We start from the raw sequence: 23,924 nt of genomic DNA on the forward strand, positions 1-23,924 counted from the left end.
ACAGCACGGTTCGGGAGCGCCGCTCAGCGAGTCCTCTTCGTCGGCCGTTTGCGGGGTGGGGTCAACAGGTCGGCTATCGCCGCGATCGCGGACGGCACCACCCGGTAGTACGCCCAGACGCCGCGTTTCTCGCGTTCGAGCAGGCCGGCCTCGGTGAGGATCCGAAGGTGATGACTCACGGTCGGCTGGGAGAGACCGAGCGGCGCGGTGAGGTCACTTACGGACGCCTCGCCCTCTGGGGCGGACTGGATCAGGCTGAGCAGCCGCAGGCGGGCCGGGTCGGCGAATGCCTTCAGCACTCCCGCGAGCCGCTCGGCATCGGCACGCTTGATCGGCTCGCCAGCCAGTGGCGAGATAACAGGCTTAGCAGTTTTCGCAGTTGACACGCCCTCTATCGTTCCACGAACACCATCGATCCGCCGGTGGAACCGGGACCAGTACCCGATGCGACAAGAGGCCTCCGCCAGGTCAGTCGCCGGCGGGTGACCATCCGTCAGCGATGAGTCGAGAGTCGTCGCCGCCCTCGCCCTGGAAGAGCACTCCGTCCCGGTCCGTCGCGGCGATGTGGTCGACGTAGACCCCGCGGCCCTGGCCGGAGCCGTCGGTGGTGCTGATCCACCGCAGGTGGGTCGCCTGGTCGGGCAGCTCGACCGTGACCTGCCACCAGACCCGGCCGCCGTAGCCGGTTACCGTGCCGTCGCTGGTCCACCTTCGGTCCCCGTCGTGCAGCAGCATCCGCCCCGGAGCCCAGGTGTGCCCTCCGTCCGTGGAGACCTCGAACCGGGCGTTGTCGTAACGGGGCTCGGTGTCGTACCAGAGTAGGAAGCTCGCCGTCCCGCTTCGCGCCGCCCGGCGCAGCGGAGCGGTGAGCGTGCTCGTCGCGAGGTCGCGCGGGTCGGCCCGCCAGGCCTCCCGCGACCGAGGGCGCACCGGCATCGCCTCGGCGAGGTCGCGCGCGACCACGCGCCGGGCGACGTTGTTGCTGCCCCAGCCGCGATCGGGGTGCACCCGGTTGCTGAGCAGGATGACGAACGAGTGGGAAAGTGGATCGATGACGATGGACGTGCCGGTGAAGCCGGTGTGCCCGAACGCCACGGGGGAGGAGAGCCCCATCATGTACCAGTGCTTGTTGAGCTCGAAGCCGAGCCCACGGTCGCTTTCCGGATAGGCAGACTCCAGCGATGCGTTGTAGTTGACCAGCATCGCGCGTACCGTGTCGTCCCGCAGAATCCGCTGCCCGCGATACTCGCCGCCGTTGAGTAGTGCCTGGCAGAGGACGGCCAGGTCCGCCGCGGTGGAGAAGATCCCCGCGTGCCCGGCCACGCCGCCGAGCGACCAGGCGTTCTCGTCGTGCACCTCGCCCCAGACCATGCCGCGCCCGGCGTACGGCTGGTACTCGGTCGCGGCGATCCGCGACCGCCGCTCCGGTCCCGGGTTGTAGCCGGTGTCGGTCATGCCGAGCGGCGCGGTGACGCCGTCGCGGACCAGCTCGGCCAACGGCCGGCCGGTCACCCGTTCCAGCAGTACGCCGAGCGCGATCAGGCCGAGGTCGGAGTAGACGTACCGGGTGCCGGGCGGTGCCGTGAGCGGCGTGGCGAGCGCGGCGGCGAACCGCTCGGCGGGCGTCGGGTATTTGCTCCACAGCGCCGTGAATGCGGGCAGACCTGAGGTGTGGGTGAGCAGCATGCGTACGGTGACCGCCGCCTTGCCGCCGGCCGCGAACTCCGGGATGTAGCTGGCCACCGGTGCGTCCAGGTCCACCCGCCCCCGCTCGACCTGCTGCATGGTGACGATCGTGGTGAACAGCTTCGACACCGATGCCATGTCGAAGATCGTGTCGGGCCGCATCGGGATCTGCTGGTCAGCGGGGAGCTCCACCCCGACCAGTTCGGGTGGCGGCCCGACGGCGGCGTACTTGACCGCCGCTCCCACGGCGGCATGTTGCACGATCACGCCGTCCTTGGCCGCCAGGACCACGGCACCTGTGTACGCGGGATAACCGGGATGGTCCGCGGTCGGTTGCAGATAGGCCGCCAGGTCGGCGGGGAGACGATCCACCTGGTCGGGGAGCAGGCCAACCTCGCGGGCACTGCCGCGCCGCAGCGTGTCTGCACGGAACTGGATGTCGGCGGGGGTGACGGCCGGCGGTCCGGACGCGGCCGGGGGCGGCACGGCGGCGGCGGGCGCCCCGGCGGCTGGCAGCGCCGCGCCCAGGAGGGCCATGGTCAGGCCGAGCGAAACCGTGCGGAGCAGCGGGCGGGGGGACAGGTTTGCGGATCTCCTCCCCGTGCCAGCGCCAAGCGCTCCCACACCGACCGCACGGGTGCGGACGTTCCTACGCTGCATGCGTCGCCTCCTACCAGGTCAGGCCGTGGCCGTAGGGGTAGAGCACGGTGCCCACGCCCTCGGACGTGGGGATCGTGACGGGCAGCCGCCCGCTCGGGGACAGTTCGCCGTGCAGCGCGCGGACGAGGGCGTCCATCGCCGCCGCGGTGTATGAGTAGGTCGCCACGTAGCTGGTCACACTCGGCAGGTACGCGATGTCGTACGGATCCCGGACCGCCGCCACCACCACGGGCTTCCCGGTGTCGACCAGCGCCGCGACGAGGCGTCGTTGGGTGCCACGTGGGTCCGTGACGACGTTGTCCCACGCCTTGTTCACCAGCACGACGGTGAGATCGTGGTTCGCCGCCTGGGCGGCCGCCGCAGCGATCTGCGCGTCCGACGGCAGGGTCGCGGGCCGGGCGGTGGCTCGGGCGCCGCGGGCGGTGAATCCGTCGGCGATCGCCGCGATCGGCGCGAAGGCGGCACTGTTCCAACCGGTGACCAGCACCGACCGGTTCGCGCGGGCCAGTGGCAGCAGTCCGGCGTCGTTACGGACCGCGGTGAGGGTCGCGTCGGTCACCCGGGCGACGGCGGCGATGTGCTGGGGCGCGCCGACCGTCCGTACCGCCTCGTCGACATCGACCAGCGGCGACCCGGCCAGCCCTTGCCGGTACTTCATGGCGAGGATGCGCCGGACCGACTCGTCGATGCGTCGCTCGGTGAGCTCGCCGGTGGCGACGGCCCGCAGCACCGCATTCCGCGCCAGCTGGAGGTCCGGCGGCATCAGGAGCTGGTCGGCGCCGGCCTTGAGCGCCAACACGGGTACCCGGTCATCGCCGTACTTCTTGCGCACGGCGGCCATGTTCAGCGCGTCGGTGACGATGACTCCCCGGAAGCCCAGTTCGCCGCGCAGCACGCCGGTGAGAACCGCCGGCGACAGTGTCGCGGGGTCGCCGGACGGGTCGAGCGCAGGCACCACGATGTGGGCGGTCATGATCGACTCGACGCCCGCGGCGATCGCCTGCCGGAACGGTGGGGCGTCGATCCGGTCCCACTCCGCCCGGCTGTGGTCGATCACCGGCAGGCCGGTGTGGCTGTCGTCCGCCGTGTCGCCGTGGCCGGGGAAGTGCTTCGCCACCGCGGTCACGCCGGCGCCGTCCTGGAACCCGCCGACCTGTGCGGCGGTCAGCTCGGCCACCAGGGTGGGGTCGGCGCCGAAGGACCGTACGCCGATCACCGGGTTGCCCGGGTTGATGTTGACGTCGGCGATCGGCGCGTACGGCTGGCGGACGCCGACCGCCCGCAGCTCCCGTCCGGTGATCTCCGCCGCCGTGTACGCGGCCTCGGGCGACCGCCCAGCGCCCAGGGCCATCGCCCCGGGGAACTGTGCGGCGGGGGCGGGCATCCGCAGCACCACACCTTGTTCCTGATCCGTGGAGATGAGCAGCGGTACCCGACCCTTGGCGCCGTCACCGAGGGCGGCCCGCTGAAGCCCGTTGGACAGCGTTGCGATCTGCCGGGGGCTGTCCAGGTTGTGCGACCAGGAGAAGTAGATGACGCCGCCGAGGTGGAACCGGTCGATGACCTCGGCCGGCGTCTCGACGCCGAACGCGGCCCGGTTGGCGGCCCGGTCGGCGGCCGTGGGCTCGGCGGCGTCAGCGCCGTAGACGTAGGTGGAAAAGAGCTGGCCGACCTTCTGCTCCAGGGTCATGTGCCGCAAGGTCGAGGTGACCCAGCCGTGCTCGGCGGCGGTGGGCGGGTCCACCGGCGCGGCGGAGGCCTGGACGGGGAGCGGCAGGACGGTGGTCGCCAGAGCGGCCAGCAGTACGAACGCGGTGCCGAGTCGAGCCTTCATGGACGACGACCTCTCAGTCCGAATGACTGAAACTTAGCTACATGTCGATATATCGTCAAGAAGGTTAGCTGCAGGGACGGCTGGGTGAGTTCGGGCGGCGTTCAGTGCTGGAAGGCCGAACGAACTGTGCCGCCGACAATCGCGCACCAGGTGTCCACGTCGACCTTCCCATTGGGTACCAGGCCGTGCAGGCGCTGCATGTCCTGGACCGCCTTCATGGTGTTGTGGTCGAAGTCGCCCGTCAACGTGACGTCGTCGTACCCCTTGCGGCCGAGCAGGAACTGCACCGCGTTGACGGGAAGACCGCTGGCGTCCTTCTCGAGTGTCGGCACAAGCGCTTCCCAGGTGGCCGCGTCGAAGGTCGCGTCCGGGTCAACCGGAATCCCGTGGCTGGCTTGGAAGTCGGCCACGACGGGATTCATGTCGTAGCCGAAGTTGCCGTTCGGAGTCAGCGGGTACCCGAGATCCGCGAGCAGGTACTGCGCGACCTGCACAACCGGGCCGTCGACGAAACGCCAGATGTCAGGCCACCGGCGCGCGGGGATGTCCGACTGTGGTGTGCCGAGTGCTGCCGCGACACGCGAGCGCACCATCGGGAACAACCGGTAGAAGGCGATGCCCGGGCACTGGGTGGGGTAGAAGTCCCAGTGGCCGAAGATGTCCCATGGCTGCAGCCGGAACTGCTGGCACACGGCGGTGCACAACCTCACCAGCGCGTCGAGCAGTGCGTCCGGCGGCGTCTCGGTGATGTAGGTGCCCTCGTTCTCGATCCCGATCGCGTTCCCGTTCTCGCCCGGGCAGTGTGCGGCGCTGACCTGGTGCGCGCCCGCGTCGAGCGTCTCCAGGCTGCGGCGGCGACCCTCCAGCACGTAGCCGCCACGGCTGACCGTGAAGTGCTGTCCGGTGTCCACCCAGCCGTTGCCGTCCATGTGCAGGTCCTGGCAGTCCCGCGCCAGTTGCATCGCGTGGTCGCGCGAGTAGTCCGTGACGTTCGGGAACGCCATGTGATGCAGGATGATCTTGTTGGTGGTGTTGCCGGTGATCTGAATCGCTCCCCTTGGCGGACGCGCGCCCCATGTGTCGCAGTCAATGATCCAGGGGAACATGGCGCTGGGTGCGGCGCCCGCTGGCGCCGCCACGAACAGGTCAGTGCCGACGATCGCCGCGATCCCAGTACCCAGACCTGCCTTGAGCAGGGTGCGACGGTCGACCTCGTGCCGATGAGTTGACATGCGCTGCCTCCGTGAGGGGTGTGGAACAACAACGACAACTGTTGTAGGAGGTCATCCCGCCGAACGGTGGGTGGACCGGCATGGTGCCACCTTCATCCGCGAAGACCGATGGTGAAATATTTCGACCATTCCACCGCAGCGCCTGGCAATTTTCAACAGGCCAAGCGTCAACGGTCGGCTGCGGCGCCACGGCACCCGAAATCTGCTTCTCCAGCGACCGTGACGTCTACCGCCGTCTCGCCGGCCTCAGTCGAGCAGGGCGAGGAAGCGGCGCAGGGCCGGGTTCGTGCTGTCGCGGGGCCAGCACAGAGCCACGTCCACAGTGGGAGTCGGGGCGGTGAACCGGCGCAGCCATACATCGCGCAGCCGCAGCGCGCGGGCGCGGCCGGCCGGGACGGCCGCGACCACGTCTCCCTGCGCCACCGCCCGCAGCAGTTGCTCGTCGTCCGGCTCCTGTCGGACAAGGTTGAAGCCGCCGTGCGGCCAGACCTGGGCGATCGTGCGGTCGAACATGCCGGGGCCGTTCTCGCGCGGCCACATCACGGCCGGCAGGTCGACCACCTCGGCCCGGCTGATCCGACGGCGACCGGCGGCCAGGATGTGACCCGCAGGCAGGGCAAGCAGCAGTTCCTCGGTGTCGACGGTCCGGCAGGCCAGCGCGGGCTCGTCGACCGGCGGACGGACGAACGCCGCGTCGAGCCGGCCGGCGAGCAGGCCGGCCACGTTCGGTGCCGTCCAGGCCGTCTCCGGGACCACCTCGACGTCCGGGTGGGCGGCCCGGAACCGGGCGACCAGCGCGTCGACCCGGCCGCCACGCGCCGACCGGGTGTACGCCAGCCGGAGCCGGCCGCCCCGCCCGCGTACCAGGTCCCGGATGCGGGCGGTGCCCGCGTCCACCTCGGCGAGCAGCCGGGCGGCCTCGCTGGCGATCCGCGCCCCCACCTCGGTTAGCGTGCAGCCCCGGCTGGTGCGGTGTACCAGCGACACGCCGAGCTGGCGTTCCAGAGCGCGGATCTGCTGGCTGAGCGCGGGCTGTGCGACGTGCAGCCGGGCGGCGGCCCGGGTGAAGTGCAGCTCCTCGGCGAGCACCGCGAAGTAACGCAGCCGCCGCAGGTCCGACCAGACGTCCAGGGTCGGCGAGCCGAACATGGACCGATCATAAGCGGCGCTTATTGCCGGCTACCCGATCCGTCTTGGACGGCGGCCCGTCGGGACGGTGACGATCCGAGGCCAACGGCACGAGCGACGGGAGCGGACGATGATGGCGGCGACGGACGTGGTGGTGGTCGGGGGAGGGATCATCGGGATGACGGCGGCGGTCACCCTCCAGCAGCGAGGGGCGCGGGTGACCGTGCTGGCCGCCGACGACCCGGCGGACACGGTGTCCACGGTGGCCGCCGCGGTCTGGTACCCGAGCCACACAGACCAGGACCCGCGGGTGCTGCGCTGGGCGCGGGAGACGCATGCGGAGCTGAGCCGCCAGGCGGCGGACGGCGTGCCGGGGGTGGTCGACCGGCCGACCCGGATGCTGCTGCGCCACCCGTACGCCAATCCGCCGTGGTGGGCGGAGGCGTGCGGGGATCTGGTGGCCGAGGCGGCGCGACCGCCGTACACGGCGCTGCTGCGGTTCACGGCGCCGACGGTCGAGATGAGTCTGTACCTGGCCTGGCTACGGCAGCGGCTGGAAGCCGGCGGCGGGCGGGTGCTGCGCCGCCGGGTGCGACGGCTCGCCGACACGTTCGAGACCGCGCCGACGGTGGTCAACGCGACGGGGCTGGCCGCCGGCCAGCTCGCCGCCGACCCGGCCGTGCACGCGGTGCGCGGGCATCTGGTGCTGGTGGCGAACCCGGGCCTGACGGTCTCGGTGCGAGACGAGGACGACCCGGCCGGGATCACGTACGTGCACCCGCGCCGACACGACGTGGTGCTCGGCGGCACATACCAGCCGGGGGTGGGGCACACCGCGCCCGATCCGGACACGGCGGCGGCGATCCGACGTCGCTGCGTCGCGCTGGTGCCGGCGCTGGCCGACGCGCCGGTGCTCGGCGAGCGGATCGGGCTGCGGCCGGCCCGGCACGGCGGCCCCCGGGTCGAGGTGGACCCGGACCCGGCGGGCCCACCCGGCAGTCGGCTGGTGCACGCGTACGGCCACGGCGGGGCGGGGGTCACCCTGTCCTGGGGATCCGCCGCCGAGGTGGCAGACCTTGCTCTGGACGGCTGACCGAACGGAGAAACTTGCGCGCGGATCCGCCGCTGGCAAAGCCGTTACCGAGACAGGCCCCTGTCGTACATCCTCCCGGTCAGGCGGGGGCTTGCGACGTCTGTGCCGGTAGCTGGTGCAGCGCGTCCACCAGCGGTGCGAGCTCCGGAAGGTTCTCGGCCTGCGCCAGCGTGGTGGCGAGAACCTCGTCGTGCGTCGGGCGCGCCTGGTTGAGCAGGGCCCAGCCCTGCTCGGTGAGTTCGGTGTAGATACCGCGGCGGTCGTCCTGGCACAGGATGCGGGTGAGCAGGCCACGGTCCTCCAGCCGGTTGACCAGCCGGGTGGTGGCGCTGCCGGAGAGGGCAGCGGCGCGGGCGAGTTGCTGCATGCGCATGTGCCAGCCGTCCTGGCGGGACAAGGCGTCGAGCACGGTGTATTCCACGACCGAGAGGTGGTGCTTGGCCTGCAGAGCCTTCTCCAGGGCGGTGTCGATGAGGCCGTGCAGGGCCGCGAGGGTCCGCCAGCCCTGGGCGCGGATCTCGACCGCGTCGTCGCGGATGCCCACGTCCTGCACTCCTTGCTGTCACCGTTTGTTGCCGACCGTCCGGATCGGGTCCAGCGCTGTCGCCGCAATTCTAGCCGCGCACGCCGATTGTTGCAGACGCCAGCTATGTGACCAGTGGCACGCTTGCACCGATAGGCGGCGCGCGCAAGTATCTCTATTGCGTACGCCGGTAGTTGCAGGCGCGCCACATGTCCGCAACGGGAGAACTGATGTCTGCTGAACCGAAGAAGCTGCCACTGGGCCTGCTCGCGCTTGCGATCGGTGGGTTCGGTATCGGCCTCACCGAATTCGTGATCATGGGCCTGCTGCCCGAGGTCGCCACCGACTTCGCCGTCACCGAATCCGCCGCCGGGTGGCTGATCTCCGGCTACGCCCTGTCCGTCGCCGTCGGTGCGATCGGCCTGACCGCCGCCGTCACCCGGTTCAACCGCAAGCACGTCCTGACGGGGTTGATGCTCCTGTTCGTCGCCGGAAACATGGCCTCGGCGCTGGCCGGGACGTACGAACTGATGATGGTCGGCCGCATCGTCGCCGCCCTGAGCCACGGCGCCTTCTTCGGCATCGGCTCGGTCGTCGCGGCGAGCCTCGTCGCACCGTCCCGTCAGGCGGCCGCCATCGCCATGATGTTCACCGGGCTCACCGCCGCCAACGTGCTCGGCGTCCCGTTCGGCACGTTCCTCGGCCAGCAACTGGGCTGGCGATCCACGTTCTGGGCGATCACCGCCATCGGCGTCGTCGCCCTGGTCGGCATGGCCGCCCTGGTCCCGTCACGGACCGCCACCGCCACCGCCGGCGGGCTGCGCCACGAAGTCAAGGCCTTCGCCCACCCGCAGGTGTGGTTCTCGCTCCTGATCACGGTCCTCGGCTTCGGGGGCATGTTCGGCGCGTTCACCTACATCGCGTACACCCTGACCGAGGTCAGCGGCTTCGCCGCCGCCACCGTTCCGTGGCTGCTGGTCCTGTTCGGCGTGGGCCTGTTCGCCGGCAACACCCTCGGCGGCAAGGCCGCCGACCGGTCGGTGCCCGCGACGCTCACCGCCGTCCTCGCCGCACTGACCGCGGTCCTGGTCATCTTCGCCGTCACCGCGCCGAGCCAGATCATGACCGTCGTCTCGCTGGCGCTCATGGGCGCGTTCGGCTTCGCCACCGTGCCCGGCCTGCAGATGCGGATCATGCAGTACGCCGGGCAGGCGCCCACGCTGGCCTCCGGCGCGAACATCGCCGCATTCAACGTCGGTAACGCCCTCGGCGCCTGGATCGGCGGCGTGACCATCACCGCCGGACTCGGCTACACCTCCACGCTGTGGGACGGCGCCGCGCTCAGCTTCGCCGGCCTCCTGGTCCTGCTGATCGCGACCCGGCACGCCGTACGCCGCGACGCAACGCCCGCCGCGGTCAACACCGCCGGCACCTGGGCCTGATACCGAGCCGTGCACCTGGACCCCGGTGTCCAGGTGCACGGCCACGAGACCCGCATTCCGCCCGACGAACCATGACCTGATCTCGCACACCGCAGACAAGGAGCCCTGCCATGACCAAGATCCTGATGATCGTCACCGGCGCCGACCGCCTGACCCTCGCCGACGGCACCAGCCACCCGACCGGCTTCTGGGCCGAGGAACTCGCCGCCTCGCACAAGGTCTTCCGCGACGCCGGTGTCAAGGTCGACATCGCCACGCCCGGCGGCATCGCACCAACCGTCGACGCGATCAGCCTCGACTCCCGCGGCGGAGTGAGCGACGCCGACGCCGCCACCTTCCGCGACTACCTCGCCAGCATCTCCGACGACCTGACCAACCCCCGCGCCATCGCCGACGTGGACGCGTCCGCCTACGACGCCATCTACATCCCGGGCGGGCACGGCCCGATGGCCGACCTCGCCACCGACACCGATCTCGGGCGGCTGCTCACCGACGCAGACGGTCGCGGCCAGGTCATCGCCGCCCTCTGCCACGGGCCGGCGGCGCTGCTCGCCGCCCGCCGCCCGGACGGCACGTTCACCTTCGCCGGCCGCCGCCTGGTCGTGTTCACCGACGAGGAGGAACGCCAGGGTGGCCTGGGCGACACCACCCCGTGGTGGGTCGAGACAACGCTGCGCGAGCGTGGGGCGACGGTCGAGACGGGTACGCCGTGGTCGAACACCGTCGTGGTCGACGACAACCTCGTCACCGGCCAGAACCCCCAGTCCAGCGTCGCCACCGCCCAGCGGGTCCTCGGGAAGCTCGGCGTCCCCACCGGGAACTGACCGCACTCTCCCCGGCAGCCGCGGCCGCACCGCCCCGCGGCGGCTGCCGGCGACACCCTCGAAGGAGGAACCCGTGAGCCCGGGCTGCACTCGTCCGGGTGGTCCTTCCGGGCCCGAAAGCACTATCCCGCACGTCCACGGACGGTGCGGGAGCGTCGTTGCAGAAGCCCAGCGAGGTCAGAGACCTGGGCATCGCCGTTTGCCGTGAAGGGGTGGGGCGGCCTTAGCCACCCCACCCCTTCAACGGGTTCTCATGCAGACGGCAGACGGTCGTCAGGCGTTCGGTACTTCGTCATCGGGGGTCGTCAGGACGAGCCGGCGTCGGCGGGTGACGAGGAAGAGCACGGCGCCGAGCGCCACGACGCCCGCGCCGATGCCACCGATCAGCCCGGCCTGGACGCCGGTCACCGGCAGGCCGCCGCCCGAGCCGCCCGAGCCGTCACCGTCCGAGCCGCTGCCGCCGGAGCCCGCGGCGCCGACGTGGACCCGAAACTCGGCAGTGTTGTCGGCCGGGTTGGCGTCCCTGACGTTGGCCGCCGACCGGGCCTTGAGGCCCTTGGGCAGCTTGCCGCTCGTGCTGCGAGCCACCGAGGCGGGGCTGACCTCGGTCTGGGTGGCTAGGGCGACACCGGTGAGCTTTCCGCCCTTCAGCACCACCGGTCCCGGAGCGTCCTTGGCCACGGTCACCGGGAAGACGATGCCCACGACCGAGAGGATGTCGTCGTCCTTACCGCTGTCCTGGTCGATCGGCACCAGCGTGACGTCCTCGTAGTCGCACGTGACTGTGCGATTGCCCGTGCCGTAGGTGCAGCCCGGCTCCACCTCGGCGAAGGTCACGTGCTCGGGCAGCGCGACGGAGACCTTGAGGCCCTTGGCGATGGTGTCCCCGACATTGCCGACGGCGCCAAGGACGAAGCTGCTGCCACCCGGCGCTACCGGCTTGTCGGTCAGCTCCCCGTCGTCGGTCACCTGGTACACGTCCTCGGCCACGGCCACCAGATCGACGCCCTTGGCCGGTACGTCGACCGTGACGGTCGCCGAGTTGTTGGTCTGGTCGGGGTCGGAGTCCGACACCGCGGTGACGGTGAAGGATCCGGCGGCCCCCGTCTTGCCCACCACCGGCGTCAGCGCGAATGGCGTCTTCTGCAGGAAGCTGTTCCCGACAGCAAGCCCCGGCTCCTCCCGGCACAGCAGCTTCTCGCCGCTGCGCTCGCAGCCGAGCTGCTGCGATGCCCCGACCGTGACCTTGCTGTCGTCCAGGCCACTGAGGTCGTATTCAAGGGTCCAGTACGAGCCGTCAGCCGGACCCTTGTTAACCACGGTGGTGGTCAGTTCCTTGACCGAGTCGCTGGCGGTCACGGCGGTGGCCGAGGTAGTCAGCTCCAGGTCGGCGCCACTAGGCTCCGCATGCGCCGGGCTGGTGGCGAGCAGGGTGGCGGATGCGAACAGCGCCAGTGAACTTACGCCAGCGCGCCTTACCGCACGCATTCTCATGTATCCCCCGTACATCGAAGGGCGGAAGTGGGACCGGGGTACGGTATCGGAGACGGGCAGCCCTCGCTACCCGCGGCATACGGCTCGATGAATACGCCACAGGCCGATACGGGCAGCTTGGCGGCGATGTCGTGGAACGTACGCCGAGACACCACCAACATCGTCACGTGCTCCAGGCCTCCGCGAAACCTCGGCGGCGGTGCACGCCTATGCCGCGGTGCGAACGTTACGCGACGTGACGCCGTTATCGGCGTCCGGCAGCCCAAGCCCTCGCGAGAACGCAGAAGCGCACGCCCACGCCGATGATCCGTACTGCTCGGACGGGTGTCTTCCTCAATGTCCTTGGGGAACGTGCGGTCGTCGCGCAACAGGTAAGACGGGCAGTGGAGCCGGCCGCCGGCGTTCGAAGGAGGTGGCGGCGGGCTCGTCTCGACCGCCGACGACTACCTCGCTTTCGCCTCGGCGCTGCTCGCGGGCGGCACCCACCACGGCGAGCGGGTGCTCTCGCGGCCTCGGTGACCCTGATGACCAGCGACCACCTGACCCCGGTGCAGAAGGCGGTCTCCGGGTTCTGGCCGGGGTACTTCGACACCATGGGCTGGGGTTTCGGGATGTCGGTCCGCACCCGCCGCACGCACCTCGGCCCCTCGGTCGGGAGCTACGGATGGCCCGGCTTCTACGGCACCGCCTGGTACAACGATCCGGACGAGGAGATGACGACGATCTTCATCATGCAGCGGGCGCACGCGGGCGACCAGAGGCTGCCGACGTGGCTCGACTTCTGGACCGCTGTCTACCAGGCGATCGACGACTGACCGCGGGCCCGAAGACCGCCACGCCAGCAGCGGTGTCCACACGCGCCGCCCGGAGACCGGACCAGTGACCTACTCACCGGCCAGCGGGGCGCGAGTCAGGCACTGCCGGGGCGGGTGGGGCACTATCGTTCTGGCGTGCACATCCGTTTTGACGTCCCAGCTGATCCCGCCTACCCAGGCCGCGTGGCGGCTGCGCTCAGCAGCGTTCGGCTGCGCAAGTACGGTTATATCGGCGCGGTGCTGGCGGCGGTCGGGGCGATCGGTTTCGCCGTCTCGCGAGGATTCGGGTGGGGCGACCGGATCTCGCCGCTGTGCTTGGCGATGGTCGTGGGTGGCCTGCTGTCGATGTTGTACTCGCCGTGGGTGCGGTTGCGCGCCCGGCGGCGATCCAGTCGCTACGCTGTCGAGGGCGCCTACGACATCACCGACGACAACATCATGATGCGCAGCGGCTCGGAGTCCGGCGGCATCGCCTGGGACGGGGTCGCCCAGGTAAGGGACACCCCTGAGTTCTGGATCGTGTACGTCGGCCGGATGCCGGCAACCGTGATCCCACGCCGCTTGATGTCCGCCGAGGACGCCGAAACGTTGCGAGCCTACATGGCCAAACGCGGGCTGCTCCAGCATCGGTGAACTCATATGCCGCGACGCGTGCGGCGACTCGACCACCAAGTCGGTCAGGGCCGCAGGCCACGGGACATCGCAAGAACGAACCTGAACAAATGATGATAGATGAAACGCCGAACGGCGGCCCGCTGAACCAGTCAGGCCGCCGCGGCAAAGCGTGGATCAGAGCGAGCGGATATCCGACGCCTGCGGGCCCTTCGGGCCCTGGGTGATGTCGAACTCCACCCGCTGGTTCTCGGCGAGGCTGCGGAAGCCGCTCGCGGAGATCGCCGAGAAATGGGCGAAAACGTCGGCGCCGCCGCCGTCCTGGCTGATGAAGCCGAAGCCCTTGTCGCCGTTGAACCACTTCACGGTACCTGTAGCCATGTCTGCTCCTTCGCAGGCTGCTGGAGACCGCACTGTGCGGACTCGCGCGCCACGGCGTTGATCACCCGCGCCGGAAACGACACGAAACGAAAAAAGCACCTGGATGGGTTTTGGTTAACCCATCAGGCGCCGAAACGTCTACGGAAATCAAAACTGCAACCGGGTAACCATAACACAGAATCCGGCGCTGGCCGCCAGCCCCATGGGCGCGGCCTCCGTCACAGCACTGCACCGCGAGGCGCAACTTCGATCGCTGCGACGCCTCGGCCGTAGAGTACGACGAGCCGATCACCGTGTTTAGTGCGCAGCACTCCCGAATCCTGCGCCAGTGTCGAGATCACGTGTTCCACAAGCTCGTCCTCGTCGGAGACGTCCGGTTTGTCGTACGTGAGGTCCATGCGGTCGCCGCCGATGAGCCGGACGCGTAGCACCGTAGTTGCCATGTCGTAGAGGCTAGTCGAGCGGGGATGCCAGGTGCAGTGGCGCTGTCGCGGGCTCCTCCGTCGACTTCGCGCAGCCAGATGTACGACGTGCAACCGCTGCTGTAGGTCGCAGGTCGCCGACACAGGTGAGGCTCGGACGATGGACCACACCCGGGCGGACGTGACAAGGACACGAGACGAGGTCGTGTCGATCCTCGCCGAGAGGGAGCCACATTCATCGCTGGCGTCAGCTCCCTGAGCTGGCAGCGGCACCGCCGCGTGTAGTGCGCGTAGAGTGGGTGGTGGATCAGTTCGTCAACATCGTTGGCGGGCCAGCGCCTACCGGGCGTGCTGCCCAGGTCTCGGCAGTGTCCACAGGACAACTTCGAGGTTGAGGGCCGAGCGTTGGCAGACAATCCGATCGCCACCGACACTTCAGTTTGCTGACGGACAACGCCCCGTCCGTTACAGGCGACGACCAGCGACGCCGTGAGGCAAACCATCATGGTCGGAGGCATGGCTGGCGTCCAGTGGCGGGTCATCCCCTTCATGCGGCCATTCGGGAAACGTCTGCCCCAGGCACAACGACGCGTTGGCGTCCCGTCAGCGATCATGCCCGGGTCATCAGCCACTACCTTGCCGGCAACAATCAACCAATTCCGCCCAGCGGTGCCGTTGCGGCACGGCTGCGGCAGGTGGGCGCCAATCTGGCTGGCCTGACCGAGCAACACCGACACCACAGGAGAAGGACATGACTTTCGTGTTAGCCCCGCCCACGGTCTCTCCGTCACCATTGCGCGAGCCCGCCAAGACCCTCCGCGACAGAGGGGCAGACAGTTTTCACGCCGCGCTCGCCGCGGTCTTGGCCACCGGGCTGGAGAATGCTCTTGAAGCGGGTGACCACCCGAGAGCGATCAGCTTCATCAACCGCGGCTTCGCAGAAGGAAGTCCGCAGCTGGGCTGCGACCTCCTCTGCCGGGCAATTGCGGTCGTCGGGACAGCCCGGACCTGGACCGTGCAGCTCGCGCCCCTGCGATCACCGTAGCTCCCTGGATTGACGCAGCCCGCCGCGCTGCGAATCGCTGCTGCACAAGGACTACCCGGCGTTCCGCGACGCCTTCACCGACCGTTCAGGCTTCCCGATCAGCGCGGATGCCCGCACGGCGCTGGCGATTGGCGCACCAACAAAGCCTAATCTGCCTGCCCGACCGTCCCGCCGCACGCCGTCGGGCCGACTCCGACGCCCGGTTGACCGCCGGACCGTGCGGGTCGGGCGACGGGTTCAACTGGCCCTCACGCCAATGCCCGATCAAGCGGCGTGGCGAGCTGACCAGGGGGCGGTTCCCTGTGCGGGAGGCGGCCGTTTGGATCTTGTGCGGCAGCAGCGGGCCAGGCGGGTAGCGTCCCGGTCGAAGGATGCACGGATGCTGGAGGCGTAGAAATGGCGGCCTATGACGTCATCGTCGTGGGGCTTGGCGGCATGGGCAGCAGCGCCGCCTACCACCTGGCCGTGCGGGGGCAGCGTGTGCTCGGTCTGGAGCAGTTCGGGCCGGCGCACGACCGCGGGTCCAGCCACGGCGGCTCGCGCATCACCCGGCAGTCGTACTTCGAGGATCCGGCCTATGTGCCGCTCCTGCTTCGAGCCTACGAGCTGTGGGACAAGCTGGAACGCGATGCCGGACGGGAGATCATTTCACTGACCGGCGGAGTGTTTGTCGGCCGGCCGGAGAGCCACACCTTCGCCGGCAGTCTGCGCGCTTCGCGCGAGTGGGACCTGCCGCACGAGATCCTCGACGCAAGGGAGCTACGTCGCCGCTTCCCAACCTTCAGTCCCCGGGATGAGGAGGTGGCGCTCTTCGAGGCCAAGGCCGGCTTCGTCCGCCCCGAGGCGACCGTGGCCGCTCACCTCGAGCTGGCCGGACGGCACGGCGCCGACCTCCGCTACAACGAGCCGGTACTGCGATGGCAGGCGCTGCCCGACGGCGGCGTGCGAGTGACGACCGAGGGGGGTTTCTACACAGCTGGCCGGCTCGTCGTCTGCCCCGGGGCGTGGGCCCCGGCACTCCTCGCCGACCTCGGTGTGCCGTTCAGCGTCGAGCGGCAGGTCATGTACTGGTTCCAGCCGGAGACCGGGGTGGGCCCCTTCCAACCCGAGCGGCATCCCATCTACATCCACGAGGACGGCTCCGGCACGCAGATCTACGGCTTCCCGGCCATCGACGGGCCCGACGGCGGTGCCAAGGTGGCGTTCTTCCGGCGCGGTCAGGCCTGCACCCCGGAGACCATCGATCGGCAGGTGCACCCGGAGGAGATCCAGGACATGCGGGAACACCTGGCCGGAGTCCTGCCCGCCCTTCCGGGGCGATTGCTGCGGGCGGCGACCTGCATGTACACCAACACGCCCGACCAGCACTTCGTGATCGCGACGCACCCGGAGCACCCGCAGGTCACCGTGGCATGCGGATTCTCCGGCCACGGCTTCAAGTTCGTCCCGGTCGTCGGCGAGATCCTCGCCGACCTGGCGACGAGCGGCTCGACGGTCCACCCCATCAGCCTGTTCGACCCGCGACGCGACTTCCAAGGTCACGTCTGAGCCGGCCGAGGCTGACCACTGTTCGTGGCGCCGACACAGGGGGCCGACCAAGGCCAGGTGTGCCGGATCCGCGCCAGGTCGACAGGTTGGGCCGGGGAACCGACAAGGAGTGGCGGGTAGAACGGCCCAACCGCACCTCTACCAACGGCCGACGGCAGGTAGTCGACAACACGCGGCATCGCGTCACCCATCAGGTGAGCCACCGGGTGACCCAGCGTCCGGAGTCGGACGCCGGGTGCCGGGCGTGTCTGGTCCCAACACATTCCGCAGGGTCCGTCAGATCGGTTCGACGGGTAGCCACAGTTCGCAGGTCGCGGTGCTGAAGTCGTCCGCGCGCTCAAGGATCGCGACGATCGAGGGCCCTGGCCGCAGACGCCACGGGTTGGAGGGGAACCACTCGGTCGCGGTCGCGGCCCAGGTCCTCTGCAGGGCCTGCGGATGGGGTCCGGCGGTGCGGAAGACCGCCCACATGCCGGCCGGTACCTCGATGGTGTCGAGGTCGTCGGGGACCGGCGTGTCCCGGACGACAGCGACCCCGTGCAGGTAGGTCAGCTCGCTGCCCTCCGTGCCGTCGGGGTCGAGGTCGTCGCAGACCTGCAGCAGGCCCCCCGGCTCGGTGTCGCCGAGGGCCTTCAGCCGCAGATGCGCCTCCGGCGGCAGTGCCGTGATGTGCTGCTGGATGTGCGGGTTGATGCCCTGATGGACCAGCGGAACCCGGGCTGCGTGTCCGACGAGCCGGAACGCGGGGCGGTCGACGATGCGGGTGTCCATGGGGATGCTCCCTTCGACGGTCAGGCGGAACCTGAGCTGCGGTTGTGTGCGAAGGGGGCCTCCGTCGCGGCGAACGTCACCGGGATTGGCGCCGTGAACCGCCCGGAACGCACGTCCGAACGCCTCGGTCGAGCCGTATCCGTGCCGGACGGCGATGCTCAGCAGATCGTCCTCCCCTCGGACGACGTCGGCAGCGGCGACGGTCATGCGACGCCGGCGCACGTACTCCGACAGCGGCATGCCGGCCAACGACGAGAACATCCGCCGCAGGTGGTATTCGGTCGTGCCGACCGCCCTGGCCAATCCCTTGACGTCGAACTCCTCGGTGAGGTGCTCTTCGACAAGGTCGACAAGCCGGTTGAGTGCCGAGATCACGAGGCCTCCTTTCGACGTCAAGCCTGGCCGAAGGACCCCGGTCCCGCCCGACCGTTGCGGTCCGATCCGATCATGTACCTGGACCGTCGCGGCGCCAACGCATTACCGGTCAGGACGCTTCGCTCAGCAGCGGCTTGCACGTTCCGGTTGGCGAAGGGCGCGCCGGCTGTCGACCTGCGCGGATCGCCGTGAGATCGCGGGGGTACGGCAGTTGTGCCCGAGCGCTCTGCGTAGGGCCCGCACCGACGTGGCGCGGGCCCTACGGCGGTCTCCACAGCCGCTGGCAGGGTGGGTGCGACGAGCTGCCGACCTAGCGCGCTGGTGTCGCTACCGGTTGCACTCGAGCTGCCTGAGGTCGATGGCGTTGGCCATCGCCTGGTAGCCGGCGTCGCTGGGGTGCAGGTGGTCGCCGACGTCGTAGGCCGGCAGGAACCGCTTGGGGTTCGCGGGGTCGCGGGTGACCTGGTCGAAGTCGATGACTGCGTCGAACTCGCCGCTCGTCCGGATCCAGGTGTTCACCTCCTCGCGGATGACTTCCTTGGCGGGGCTGTAGTAGCCGGCGCCCTCGAACGGGGTCAGCGTGGCACCGAGGATGCAGGTGTGGTTGGTGTGGGCGCGGGCGATCAGGATCCGGTAGGCCGAGATCAGCTGGTCCGCCGACGTTGCGACGCCGCCGCCGATGTCGTTGATGCCTTCCATGAGGATGACGGTGCGCACGTCGGGCTGGGAAAGCACGTCTCGGTCGAATCTGGCCTGGACGTTCACCCCGGCGCCGTCGGTGAGAACCCGGTTGCCGGAGATGCCTTCGTTCATGATGCCGAACTGGTGCGCCGGGGGCTGTTCCGCGATGCGGCGGGCGAGGTAGTCCGGCCACCGGTGGTTGGCGTCGCGGGTGGACCCGTAGCCGTCGGTGATGGAATCGCCGAGCGTGGCCACGGTGTCGACCTGCTGCCGCGTGTCGACGACCAGCGCATCGACCCAGTACCAGCGGGTTGCCTGCTGGGTGAAGGCCGTCCCATCGGTGTCCGCGGCGTGATCACCAGGCCCGGAGATGTAGTTGGTCTGCATGGCCAGGTTGTGTCCGGTCAGGCTGCCGCTGGCACCCTTGACGTGGATGCTGACCGTGAGATTGGTGTCGCCGGGCACGTCACCTGGCAGCGGGTCGCTGAGGACCTCCGCACCGTTCGGAACCGTCACCGTCTCGCTGCCGGCGAAGGTGACCTGCCGGTTGGTGCCCGGTAGGACCCCGGCGCCCTCGCTCTGAACGCCGACGTAGACGGAGTCGAAGGTCACGATGCGGTCACCGAACACGTTCGACAACGAGATGCGCAGGTCGCTGCCACCGATGCTGGTGTGGATGATGTTGCGGACCGTCTGGTCGGCGAACGAGCCGCCGACGCGGTCCGCGCTGGCACCCCAGGTCACGACCTGGTCGGTGGTGACCGAGGTCGCTCGTGTGGAGGCGTCGGAGCTCGGCTCGGCGGCGACTGGTCCGACGAGGGCGGCGACGGTTGCCAGGCCGGTGGCGATGGCGAGCCCGGTGGTAACTAAGGGCATGCGTGGCTGGTTCATCAGGAATGACTCCCTCAGTGAATTCTGCATGGCGGGATTTGGCCGGGCAGGAAGGGTCCCGAGGCGACCGGTCGAGCAGGGACGTACGTTCGGCGGTCAGGCGTCGGGATCGCCGGCCGTTAGTCTGATCGCCAACGCGCGAACCACGCTAAGTGGCCTAGTGATGACGCACGGCCATCTGGTCCTGCAATTGAGACGAACGGCTCCAACTGGGCGATGAGCGGTTCTCGCGTGCCGACAAGCGGCCGCAGCCCGGACGATGGGAGGATCATGCGGTGACGCTCGAAGCGCAGCGGGAGCACATCCTCTCGGGCCGGATGTACAACGACCTCACCGATGAACTGGTGCAGGCTCGGCAGCGGGCCGTGCTGCTGACCACTGAGTACAACGACAGCTTCGGGCAGCCGCAGGAGCAGCGCGAGGCGATCCTGCGGCGACTGCTCCGCGCGGTTGGGCGGGAGTGCCATTTCGAGCCGATGTTCCGCTGCGAGTTCGGCTTCAACATCAGCGTCGGCGACCACTTCTACGCCAACTTCGACTGCGTGATGCTGGACGGGGGTGGCATCACCATCGGCGATCATGTCCTTTTCGGCCCCCGCGTTGGCATCTACACCTCGAACCACGCCCTCGATGCTGCCGAACGGGCAGCCGGCGGGTGTTACGCCAAGCCGGTCACGATTGGCGATCACGTCTGGATCGGCGGCGGCGCCACTATCAACCAGGGCCTGACCATCGGCGACAACACAATCATCGGTTCGGGGAGCGTGGTCACCCGCTCGATCCCGTCCGGTGTCATCGCCGTCGGATCGCCGGCCCGAGTGCTGCGCGAGATCACCGATGCCGACAAGACGGGCTACCGACCTTGAGGCACGCCGACCTGGATCCGTCTCGGTAGGTGTTGACGATCGGTGGGCGGGAGACGCCGCTGGCCCGGCCTTCCCACATGCCGCCGGGGGACGAGGTAGCGGTCGGCGTGGCTCGTGCGGCGTTGTAGCTCGAGATGTAGGAGGGCACCCAGCGCCCAGCGCTGGTCGTAGCGCAGGTCGACCCTCGGCAGATAGCGGTCGAGGTAGGCGGTCAGGATCTCGGCGTCGTGCCGGCAACCAGGGAAGGTGCCTGGTGGACCGGGATCCTCGAGGGGCCATGGCCGGGTCCGGCCAGGATCTTGTGACCGAGGTCACCGATCGTTAGCATGACGAGGCGTTGGAACGTTTCAATAGAGGGGACGCAGATGTTCCTGAAGCACGCCTCCCGTCCACGCGTGGCCACTCGGACGCTGGTTCTCGCGCTGACCGTCGCGCTCGCCGTCGTTGTCGAACTGCCCATCGCGTCGCAGAGCGACGCCGCGCCCGGGAAGGCCTTTCCGTCGGCGCTCACGGTCGAGCAGCGTTCCGGGCCGGCGGACGTCGACGACGTCGATGCTCCGCTCCTCGGCTGGCACGTTCCGGCGGCGCACCAGACCGCCTACCAGGTCCAGGTGGCGGAAACCTTCTCCGGCCTGAAGTCCGGCAAGGACCTCGTGTGGGACTCCCGGAAGGTGACGTCCCCGGAGAGCACGAACGTCGCGTACGCCGGGCCGGCCCTCGACCGCGGCGAGCGCTACCACTGGCGGGTCCGGACGTGGGACGGCGCGGGGATGGTGTCCCCGTGGTCGCAGCCGGCCGGCTTCGGCACCTCCCTCGGTGGTGACTGGGCGCAGAGCAACCCGATCTGGCTCGGCGATCCCGCACCGCTGCAGTGGAGCGACTACACGATCGAGACGACGTTCTCGATCACCACGCAGAACGCGACCATCGTGTTCAACGCGCAGGACCCCAGCAACTACCTCATGTGGCAGCTCAGGGGGGACGGCGTCAACCAACTCGCGCCGCACCAGCGGGTCAACGGCACCTTCCAGGAGCTGAAGACGGTCCCGCTGGGCGTCGCGCTCCAACGCAACACCGACTATCGGCTGCGGATCGGGGTTTCGGGCTCCACGGTCCGCACCTGGCTCGACGACCGGCTCATCGACACCACGCAGAACGTGCGGTTCACGCGCGGCAGCATCGGGTTCCGCACCGGCGGCAGCGAGCGCAACAGCTGGGACAACCTGACGGTCACCGCAGCCGACGGGCGCAAGCTCTACGCCAACGACTTCGAGGCCTCCAGCTCCGACTTCGCCTGCGGCACGGTGGCCGGCGGGAGGCTGAACGTCGGCACCGGCCAGAACTGCGTCTACGGGCTCGGCAGCACGGACTGGGCCTTCCTCCGCGGCGAGTTCAACACCGCTGACAAGGAGGTCGCCTGGGCGACCGTCTTCGCGACCGGCTCCTCGCCCGAGCCAGGCCGTCAGTACGTCTACAAGCTGTGGCTCAACGGCGACTTCGTCGGCCTGGGACCCACGCGGTCCATCGCCGGTGAGACGCGGTACGACGGCTTCGACGTGACCGACCTGGTCCGGCGGGGCGGCGCCAACGCACTCGGCGCGCTCGCGTGGACCACCAGCGACCGGCGCTTCCAGGCGCAGCTGGTCGTGGAGTACGTCGACGGCACCCGGCAGACGTTCGGCACCGGGGAGAACTGGACCACGCTCAACGGCTCCGGCGTCTACCCGTCGGCCGGCTCGATCGGCACGGGCTACTACACCGCACCCAAGGAGAACGTCCAAGTGGCGGCGTACCCGACCGGCTTCGACGAGCCCGGCTTCGACGACTCCGCGTGGCAGCCGGCGGCGGCGAAGGCGCCGTACACCAAGCTGGTCGCCACCCCGACGGACAAGGTCCGGCAGCGGCTGGAGCACCCGGTCGAGGTCGTCGAGAAGGAGCCGGGCCACTACTTCGTGGACTACGGCCCGACCTGGCTCGGCGGCGTGAGCCTCGACCTGGACGGCAACAGCGGCCAGGTCCTCGAGCTGCGCTTCGGCGAGGAGCTCTCCGCGCCGCAGACCGTCCGCTACAACATGCGGACCGGCAACCAGTACCAGGACCGCTGGACGCTCGTCGACGGGCCGCAGCACGTCGAGACCTGGGGCATGCGGGTGTTCCGCTACCTCGAGGTGATCGGCGCGCCGGCCGGTCTGGGAGCCGAGGACTTCCCGGCCCTCGCGCAGGTCTACCCGTTCGACGTCGGCACTGCTGTCTTCGACTCCTCCGACGACGCCCTCGACAAGGTCTGGCGTCTGTCGCGCAACACGGTCGAGGCGACCAACCACAACCTGTACGTCGACTCCTGGACCCGGGAGCGTGAGCCGTACGAGGCCGACAGCTACCTGCAGATGATGGCCAACTTCTTCACCTCCGCGGACCCGTCCCTGGGCAACTACTCCATCGACTACCTGCTCACCCGGCGCACCTGGCCCACCGAGTGGCCGATGTACACGATCCTGGCGATGCACGACAGCTATCAGCAGACCGGCGACGTGGCGCAACTGGAGCGCAGCTACGACCAGCTACGGGAGAAGCTGCCCGACCAGTGGATCGAGGAGAGCACCGGCCTGATCCGCAAGAACACCGGATCCGATGGCTGCAGCAGCCGGACCGACTGCGACATCGTCGACTGGCCGGCGTCGGAGCGGGACGGCTTCGTCTTCCGGCCCTACAACACCGTCATCAACGCCATCGGCTACCGCAGCTTCCTGGACATGGCGGAAATCGCGAAGGCGCTGGGCCGCGACGACGACGCGGCCTCCTTCACCGCCACCGGGGAGCGGATCCGCTCCGCGATGAACGAGCTGTTGTGGGACGACGCGAAGGGCGCCTACCGGGATGGCCTGAACGCCGACCGCACTCCGGTCGAGCACTGGGCGGTCCACGCCAGCGTCTTCGCCAGCGCGTTCGGCGTTCCCGGCGCCGATCAGGCGGCCCGCGCCGCCGACTACATCGGCTCGCGCGGCATGCAGTGCAGCGTGTACTGCGCCGCGTTCCTCATTGAGTCGCTCTACAACGGCGACCGCTCCGACCTGGCCTACCAGCTGCTCACCAGCAGCGGCCGCCGCAGCTGGCTCAACATGATCGCCAACGGAGCGGGGGCCACGGCGGAGGCGTGGGACGCCTCCCTGAAGTCGAACATGACCTACTCCCACCCGTGGGCCGCCTCGCCGGCGTACAACATCCCGCAGGGCATGTTCGGCCTCCGGCCGACCACACCCGGCTACGCAACGTTCGACCTGCGTCCCCAACCGCAGTCGGTCACCTGGGCGAGCGTCACGCTGCCCACGCTGAAGGGCCGGATCGGCGCGGCGTTCCACACCCATGACGGTCGCACGGACGTCGGCGCATACGTGCCCGGCAACACCGTCGCGTCGGTCTTCGTCCCGGCCGGGGACGCGGCCACAGGCGTCGTGTACGTCGACGGCCGCGAGTGGCCCACGGTACGCGAGCGCGGGTACCTACGCGTCGACGGCGTCGCGAGCGGCTGCCATGTCTTCAGCACGGCCCCGGGCGGTGAGCCGAAGGACGACGAGCGCCTCACGTCCGTCTGCCACTGAAC

Annotated in this window: 19 protein-coding genes and 1 pseudogene; 8 read left to right on the forward strand and 12 right to left on the reverse strand. The window is 69.5% G+C overall.

Annotated features, from left to right (window positions below; translation table 11 throughout):
* Positions 1 to 23 precede the first annotated feature (23 nt).
* The 5 genes from ACFYM6_RS25500 to ACFYM6_RS25520 form a co-directional block, all read right to left on the reverse strand.
* Entirely contained in the window at positions 24 to 386 is a 363-nt protein-coding gene (locus ACFYM6_RS25500) for an ArsR/SmtB family transcription factor (RefSeq protein WP_387279380.1), read from the reverse strand.
* Positions 387 to 468: 82 nt separating this feature from the next.
* Entirely contained in the window at positions 469 to 2,346 is a 1,878-nt protein-coding gene (locus tag ACFYM6_RS25505; protein ID WP_387279382.1) for a serine hydrolase, read from the reverse strand.
* Positions 2,347 to 2,356: 10 nt separating this feature from the next.
* Positions 2,357 to 4,180, reverse strand: a complete 1,824-nt coding sequence (locus ACFYM6_RS25510; protein ID WP_387279384.1) for a glycoside hydrolase family 3 protein — start codon at positions 4,178 to 4,180, stop codon at positions 2,357 to 2,359.
* A gap of 101 nt (positions 4,181 to 4,281) precedes the next feature.
* Entirely contained in the window at positions 4,282 to 5,412 is a 1,131-nt protein-coding gene (locus ACFYM6_RS25515) for an N-acetylmuramoyl-L-alanine amidase (protein ID WP_387279386.1), read from the reverse strand.
* A gap of 246 nt (positions 5,413 to 5,658) precedes the next feature.
* Entirely contained in the window at positions 5,659 to 6,561 is a 903-nt protein-coding gene (locus tag ACFYM6_RS25520; protein WP_387279387.1) for a LysR family transcriptional regulator, read from the reverse strand.
* 109 nt (positions 6,562 to 6,670) lie between these two features.
* Here ACFYM6_RS25520 and ACFYM6_RS25525 point away from each other — a divergent pair, with 109 nt between their 5' ends.
* The gene (locus tag ACFYM6_RS25525) at positions 6,671 to 7,633 is read left to right on the forward strand and encodes an FAD-dependent oxidoreductase (protein ID WP_387279389.1); all 963 of its coding nucleotides are present in this window, start codon (positions 6,671 to 6,673) and stop codon (positions 7,631 to 7,633) included.
* Positions 7,634 to 7,712: 79 nt separating this feature from the next.
* On the opposite strand, the gene ACFYM6_RS25530 is transcribed toward ACFYM6_RS25525, so the two are convergent.
* Positions 7,713 to 8,177, reverse strand: a complete 465-nt coding sequence (locus ACFYM6_RS25530) for a MarR family winged helix-turn-helix transcriptional regulator (protein WP_387279391.1) — start codon at positions 8,175 to 8,177, stop codon at positions 7,713 to 7,715.
* 209 nt (positions 8,178 to 8,386) lie between these two features.
* On the opposite strand from ACFYM6_RS25530, the gene ACFYM6_RS25535 reads away from it, so the two are divergent.
* Complete coding sequence (locus tag ACFYM6_RS25535; protein ID WP_387279393.1) at positions 8,387 to 9,598, forward strand: MFS transporter; 1,212 nt, start codon at positions 8,387 to 8,389, stop codon at positions 9,596 to 9,598.
* Positions 9,599 to 9,708: 110 nt separating this feature from the next.
* The gene (locus ACFYM6_RS25540; RefSeq protein WP_387279395.1) at positions 9,709 to 10,422 is read left to right on the forward strand and encodes a type 1 glutamine amidotransferase domain-containing protein; all 714 of its coding nucleotides are present in this window, start codon (positions 9,709 to 9,711) and stop codon (positions 10,420 to 10,422) included.
* A 273-nt stretch (positions 10,423 to 10,695) separates the two neighbouring features.
* On the opposite strand, the gene ACFYM6_RS25545 is transcribed toward ACFYM6_RS25540, so the two are convergent.
* Positions 10,696 to 11,910 (reverse strand): hypothetical protein, encoded by a 1,215-nt coding sequence (locus ACFYM6_RS25545; RefSeq protein ID WP_387279397.1) that lies wholly within the window; start codon positions 11,908 to 11,910, stop codon positions 10,696 to 10,698.
* Positions 11,911 to 12,440: 530 nt separating this feature from the next.
* On the opposite strand from ACFYM6_RS25545, the gene ACFYM6_RS25550 reads away from it, so the two are divergent.
* A complete protein-coding gene (locus tag ACFYM6_RS25550; protein ID WP_387279399.1) occupies positions 12,441 to 12,731 on the forward strand; it encodes a hypothetical protein in 291 nt (96 codons plus the stop codon).
* A 135-nt stretch (positions 12,732 to 12,866) separates the two neighbouring features.
* Positions 12,867 to 13,364, forward strand: a complete 498-nt coding sequence (locus tag ACFYM6_RS25555) for a YcxB family protein (protein WP_387279400.1) — start codon at positions 12,867 to 12,869, stop codon at positions 13,362 to 13,364.
* Between the two features lie 156 nt (positions 13,365 to 13,520).
* Here the strand turns inward: ACFYM6_RS25555 and ACFYM6_RS25560 are convergent, their stop codons facing one another.
* Positions 13,521 to 13,724 (reverse strand): cold-shock protein, encoded by a 204-nt coding sequence (locus ACFYM6_RS25560; protein WP_357333802.1) that lies wholly within the window; start codon positions 13,722 to 13,724, stop codon positions 13,521 to 13,523.
* Positions 13,725 to 13,942: 218 nt separating this feature from the next.
* Positions 13,943 to 14,167 (reverse strand): hypothetical protein, encoded by a 225-nt coding sequence (locus ACFYM6_RS25565; protein ID WP_387279403.1) that lies wholly within the window; start codon positions 14,165 to 14,167, stop codon positions 13,943 to 13,945.
* Positions 14,168 to 15,587: 1,420 nt separating this feature from the next.
* On the opposite strand from ACFYM6_RS25565, the gene solA reads away from it, so the two are divergent.
* Complete coding sequence (gene solA / locus ACFYM6_RS25570; protein ID WP_387279405.1) at positions 15,588 to 16,739, forward strand: N-methyl-L-tryptophan oxidase; 1,152 nt, start codon at positions 15,588 to 15,590, stop codon at positions 16,737 to 16,739.
* Between the two features lie 276 nt (positions 16,740 to 17,015).
* On the opposite strand, the gene ACFYM6_RS25575 is transcribed toward solA, so the two are convergent.
* Positions 17,016 to 17,885, reverse strand: a complete 870-nt coding sequence (locus tag ACFYM6_RS25575) for a GyrI-like domain-containing protein (RefSeq protein ID WP_387279406.1) — start codon at positions 17,883 to 17,885, stop codon at positions 17,016 to 17,018.
* Between the two features lie 327 nt (positions 17,886 to 18,212).
* The gene (locus ACFYM6_RS25580; RefSeq protein ID WP_387279408.1) at positions 18,213 to 19,457 is read right to left on the reverse strand and encodes an SGNH/GDSL hydrolase family protein; all 1,245 of its coding nucleotides are present in this window, start codon (positions 19,455 to 19,457) and stop codon (positions 18,213 to 18,215) included.
* 275 nt (positions 19,458 to 19,732) lie between these two features.
* Here ACFYM6_RS25580 and ACFYM6_RS25585 point away from each other — a divergent pair, with 275 nt between their 5' ends.
* Positions 19,733 to 20,323 carry a sugar O-acetyltransferase gene (locus ACFYM6_RS25585; protein WP_387279410.1) on the forward strand — a complete coding sequence of 197 codons (591 nt, stop codon included), beginning with the start codon at positions 19,733 to 19,735 and terminating at the stop codon, positions 20,321 to 20,323.
* Here ACFYM6_RS25585 and ACFYM6_RS25590 read toward each other — a convergent pair.
* Positions 20,311 to 20,544 (reverse strand): annotated as a pseudogene (locus ACFYM6_RS25590) (DUF6000 family protein); the annotation flags it as partial. The gene ACFYM6_RS25585 and the pseudogene ACFYM6_RS25590 overlap by 13 nt on opposite strands.
* Before the next feature lie 174 nt (positions 20,545 to 20,718).
* On the opposite strand from ACFYM6_RS25590, the gene ACFYM6_RS25595 reads away from it, so the two are divergent.
* Complete coding sequence (locus tag ACFYM6_RS25595; RefSeq protein WP_387279412.1) at positions 20,719 to 23,922, forward strand: family 78 glycoside hydrolase catalytic domain; 3,204 nt, start codon at positions 20,719 to 20,721, stop codon at positions 23,920 to 23,922.
* Positions 23,923 to 23,924 lie beyond the last annotated feature (2 nt).

The organism is Micromonospora sp. NPDC006431, assembly GCF_042870725.1.
Classification (GTDB): Bacteria; Actinomycetota; Actinomycetes; order Mycobacteriales; family Micromonosporaceae; genus Micromonospora.

Bases quoted from the DNA above. Each gene is read 5' to 3' on its own strand.
- ACFYM6_RS25565 (WP_387279403.1), bottom strand. From the start codon at position 14,167: ATGGCAACTACGGTGCTACGCGTCCGGCTCATCGGCGGCGACCGCATG.
- ACFYM6_RS25520 (WP_387279387.1), bottom strand. From the start codon at position 6,561: ATGTTCGGCTCGCCGACCCTGGACGTCTGGTCGGACCTGCGGCGGCTG.
- ACFYM6_RS25510 (WP_387279384.1), bottom strand. From the start codon at position 4,180: ATGAAGGCTCGACTCGGCACCGCGTTCGTACTGCTGGCCGCTCTGGCG.
- ACFYM6_RS25545 (WP_387279397.1), bottom strand. From the start codon at position 11,910: ATGCGTGCGGTAAGGCGCGCTGGCGTAAGTTCACTGGCGCTGTTCGCA.
- ACFYM6_RS25550 (WP_387279399.1), top strand. From the start codon at position 12,441: ATGACCAGCGACCACCTGACCCCGGTGCAGAAGGCGGTCTCCGGGTTC.
- ACFYM6_RS25505 (WP_387279382.1), bottom strand. From the start codon at position 2,346: ATGCAGCGTAGGAACGTCCGCACCCGTGCGGTCGGTGTGGGAGCGCTT.
- solA (WP_387279405.1), top strand. From the start codon at position 15,588: ATGGCGGCCTATGACGTCATCGTCGTGGGGCTTGGCGGCATGGGCAGC.
- ACFYM6_RS25535 (WP_387279393.1), top strand. From the start codon at position 8,387: ATGTCTGCTGAACCGAAGAAGCTGCCACTGGGCCTGCTCGCGCTTGCG.
- ACFYM6_RS25540 (WP_387279395.1), top strand. From the start codon at position 9,709: ATGACCAAGATCCTGATGATCGTCACCGGCGCCGACCGCCTGACCCTC.
- ACFYM6_RS25580 (WP_387279408.1), bottom strand. From the start codon at position 19,457: ATGAACCAGCCACGCATGCCCTTAGTTACCACCGGGCTCGCCATCGCC.
- ACFYM6_RS25560 (WP_357333802.1), bottom strand. From the start codon at position 13,724: ATGGCTACAGGTACCGTGAAGTGGTTCAACGGCGACAAGGGCTTCGGC.
- ACFYM6_RS25525 (WP_387279389.1), top strand. From the start codon at position 6,671: ATGATGGCGGCGACGGACGTGGTGGTGGTCGGGGGAGGGATCATCGGG.
- ACFYM6_RS25515 (WP_387279386.1), bottom strand. From the start codon at position 5,412: ATGTCAACTCATCGGCACGAGGTCGACCGTCGCACCCTGCTCAAGGCA.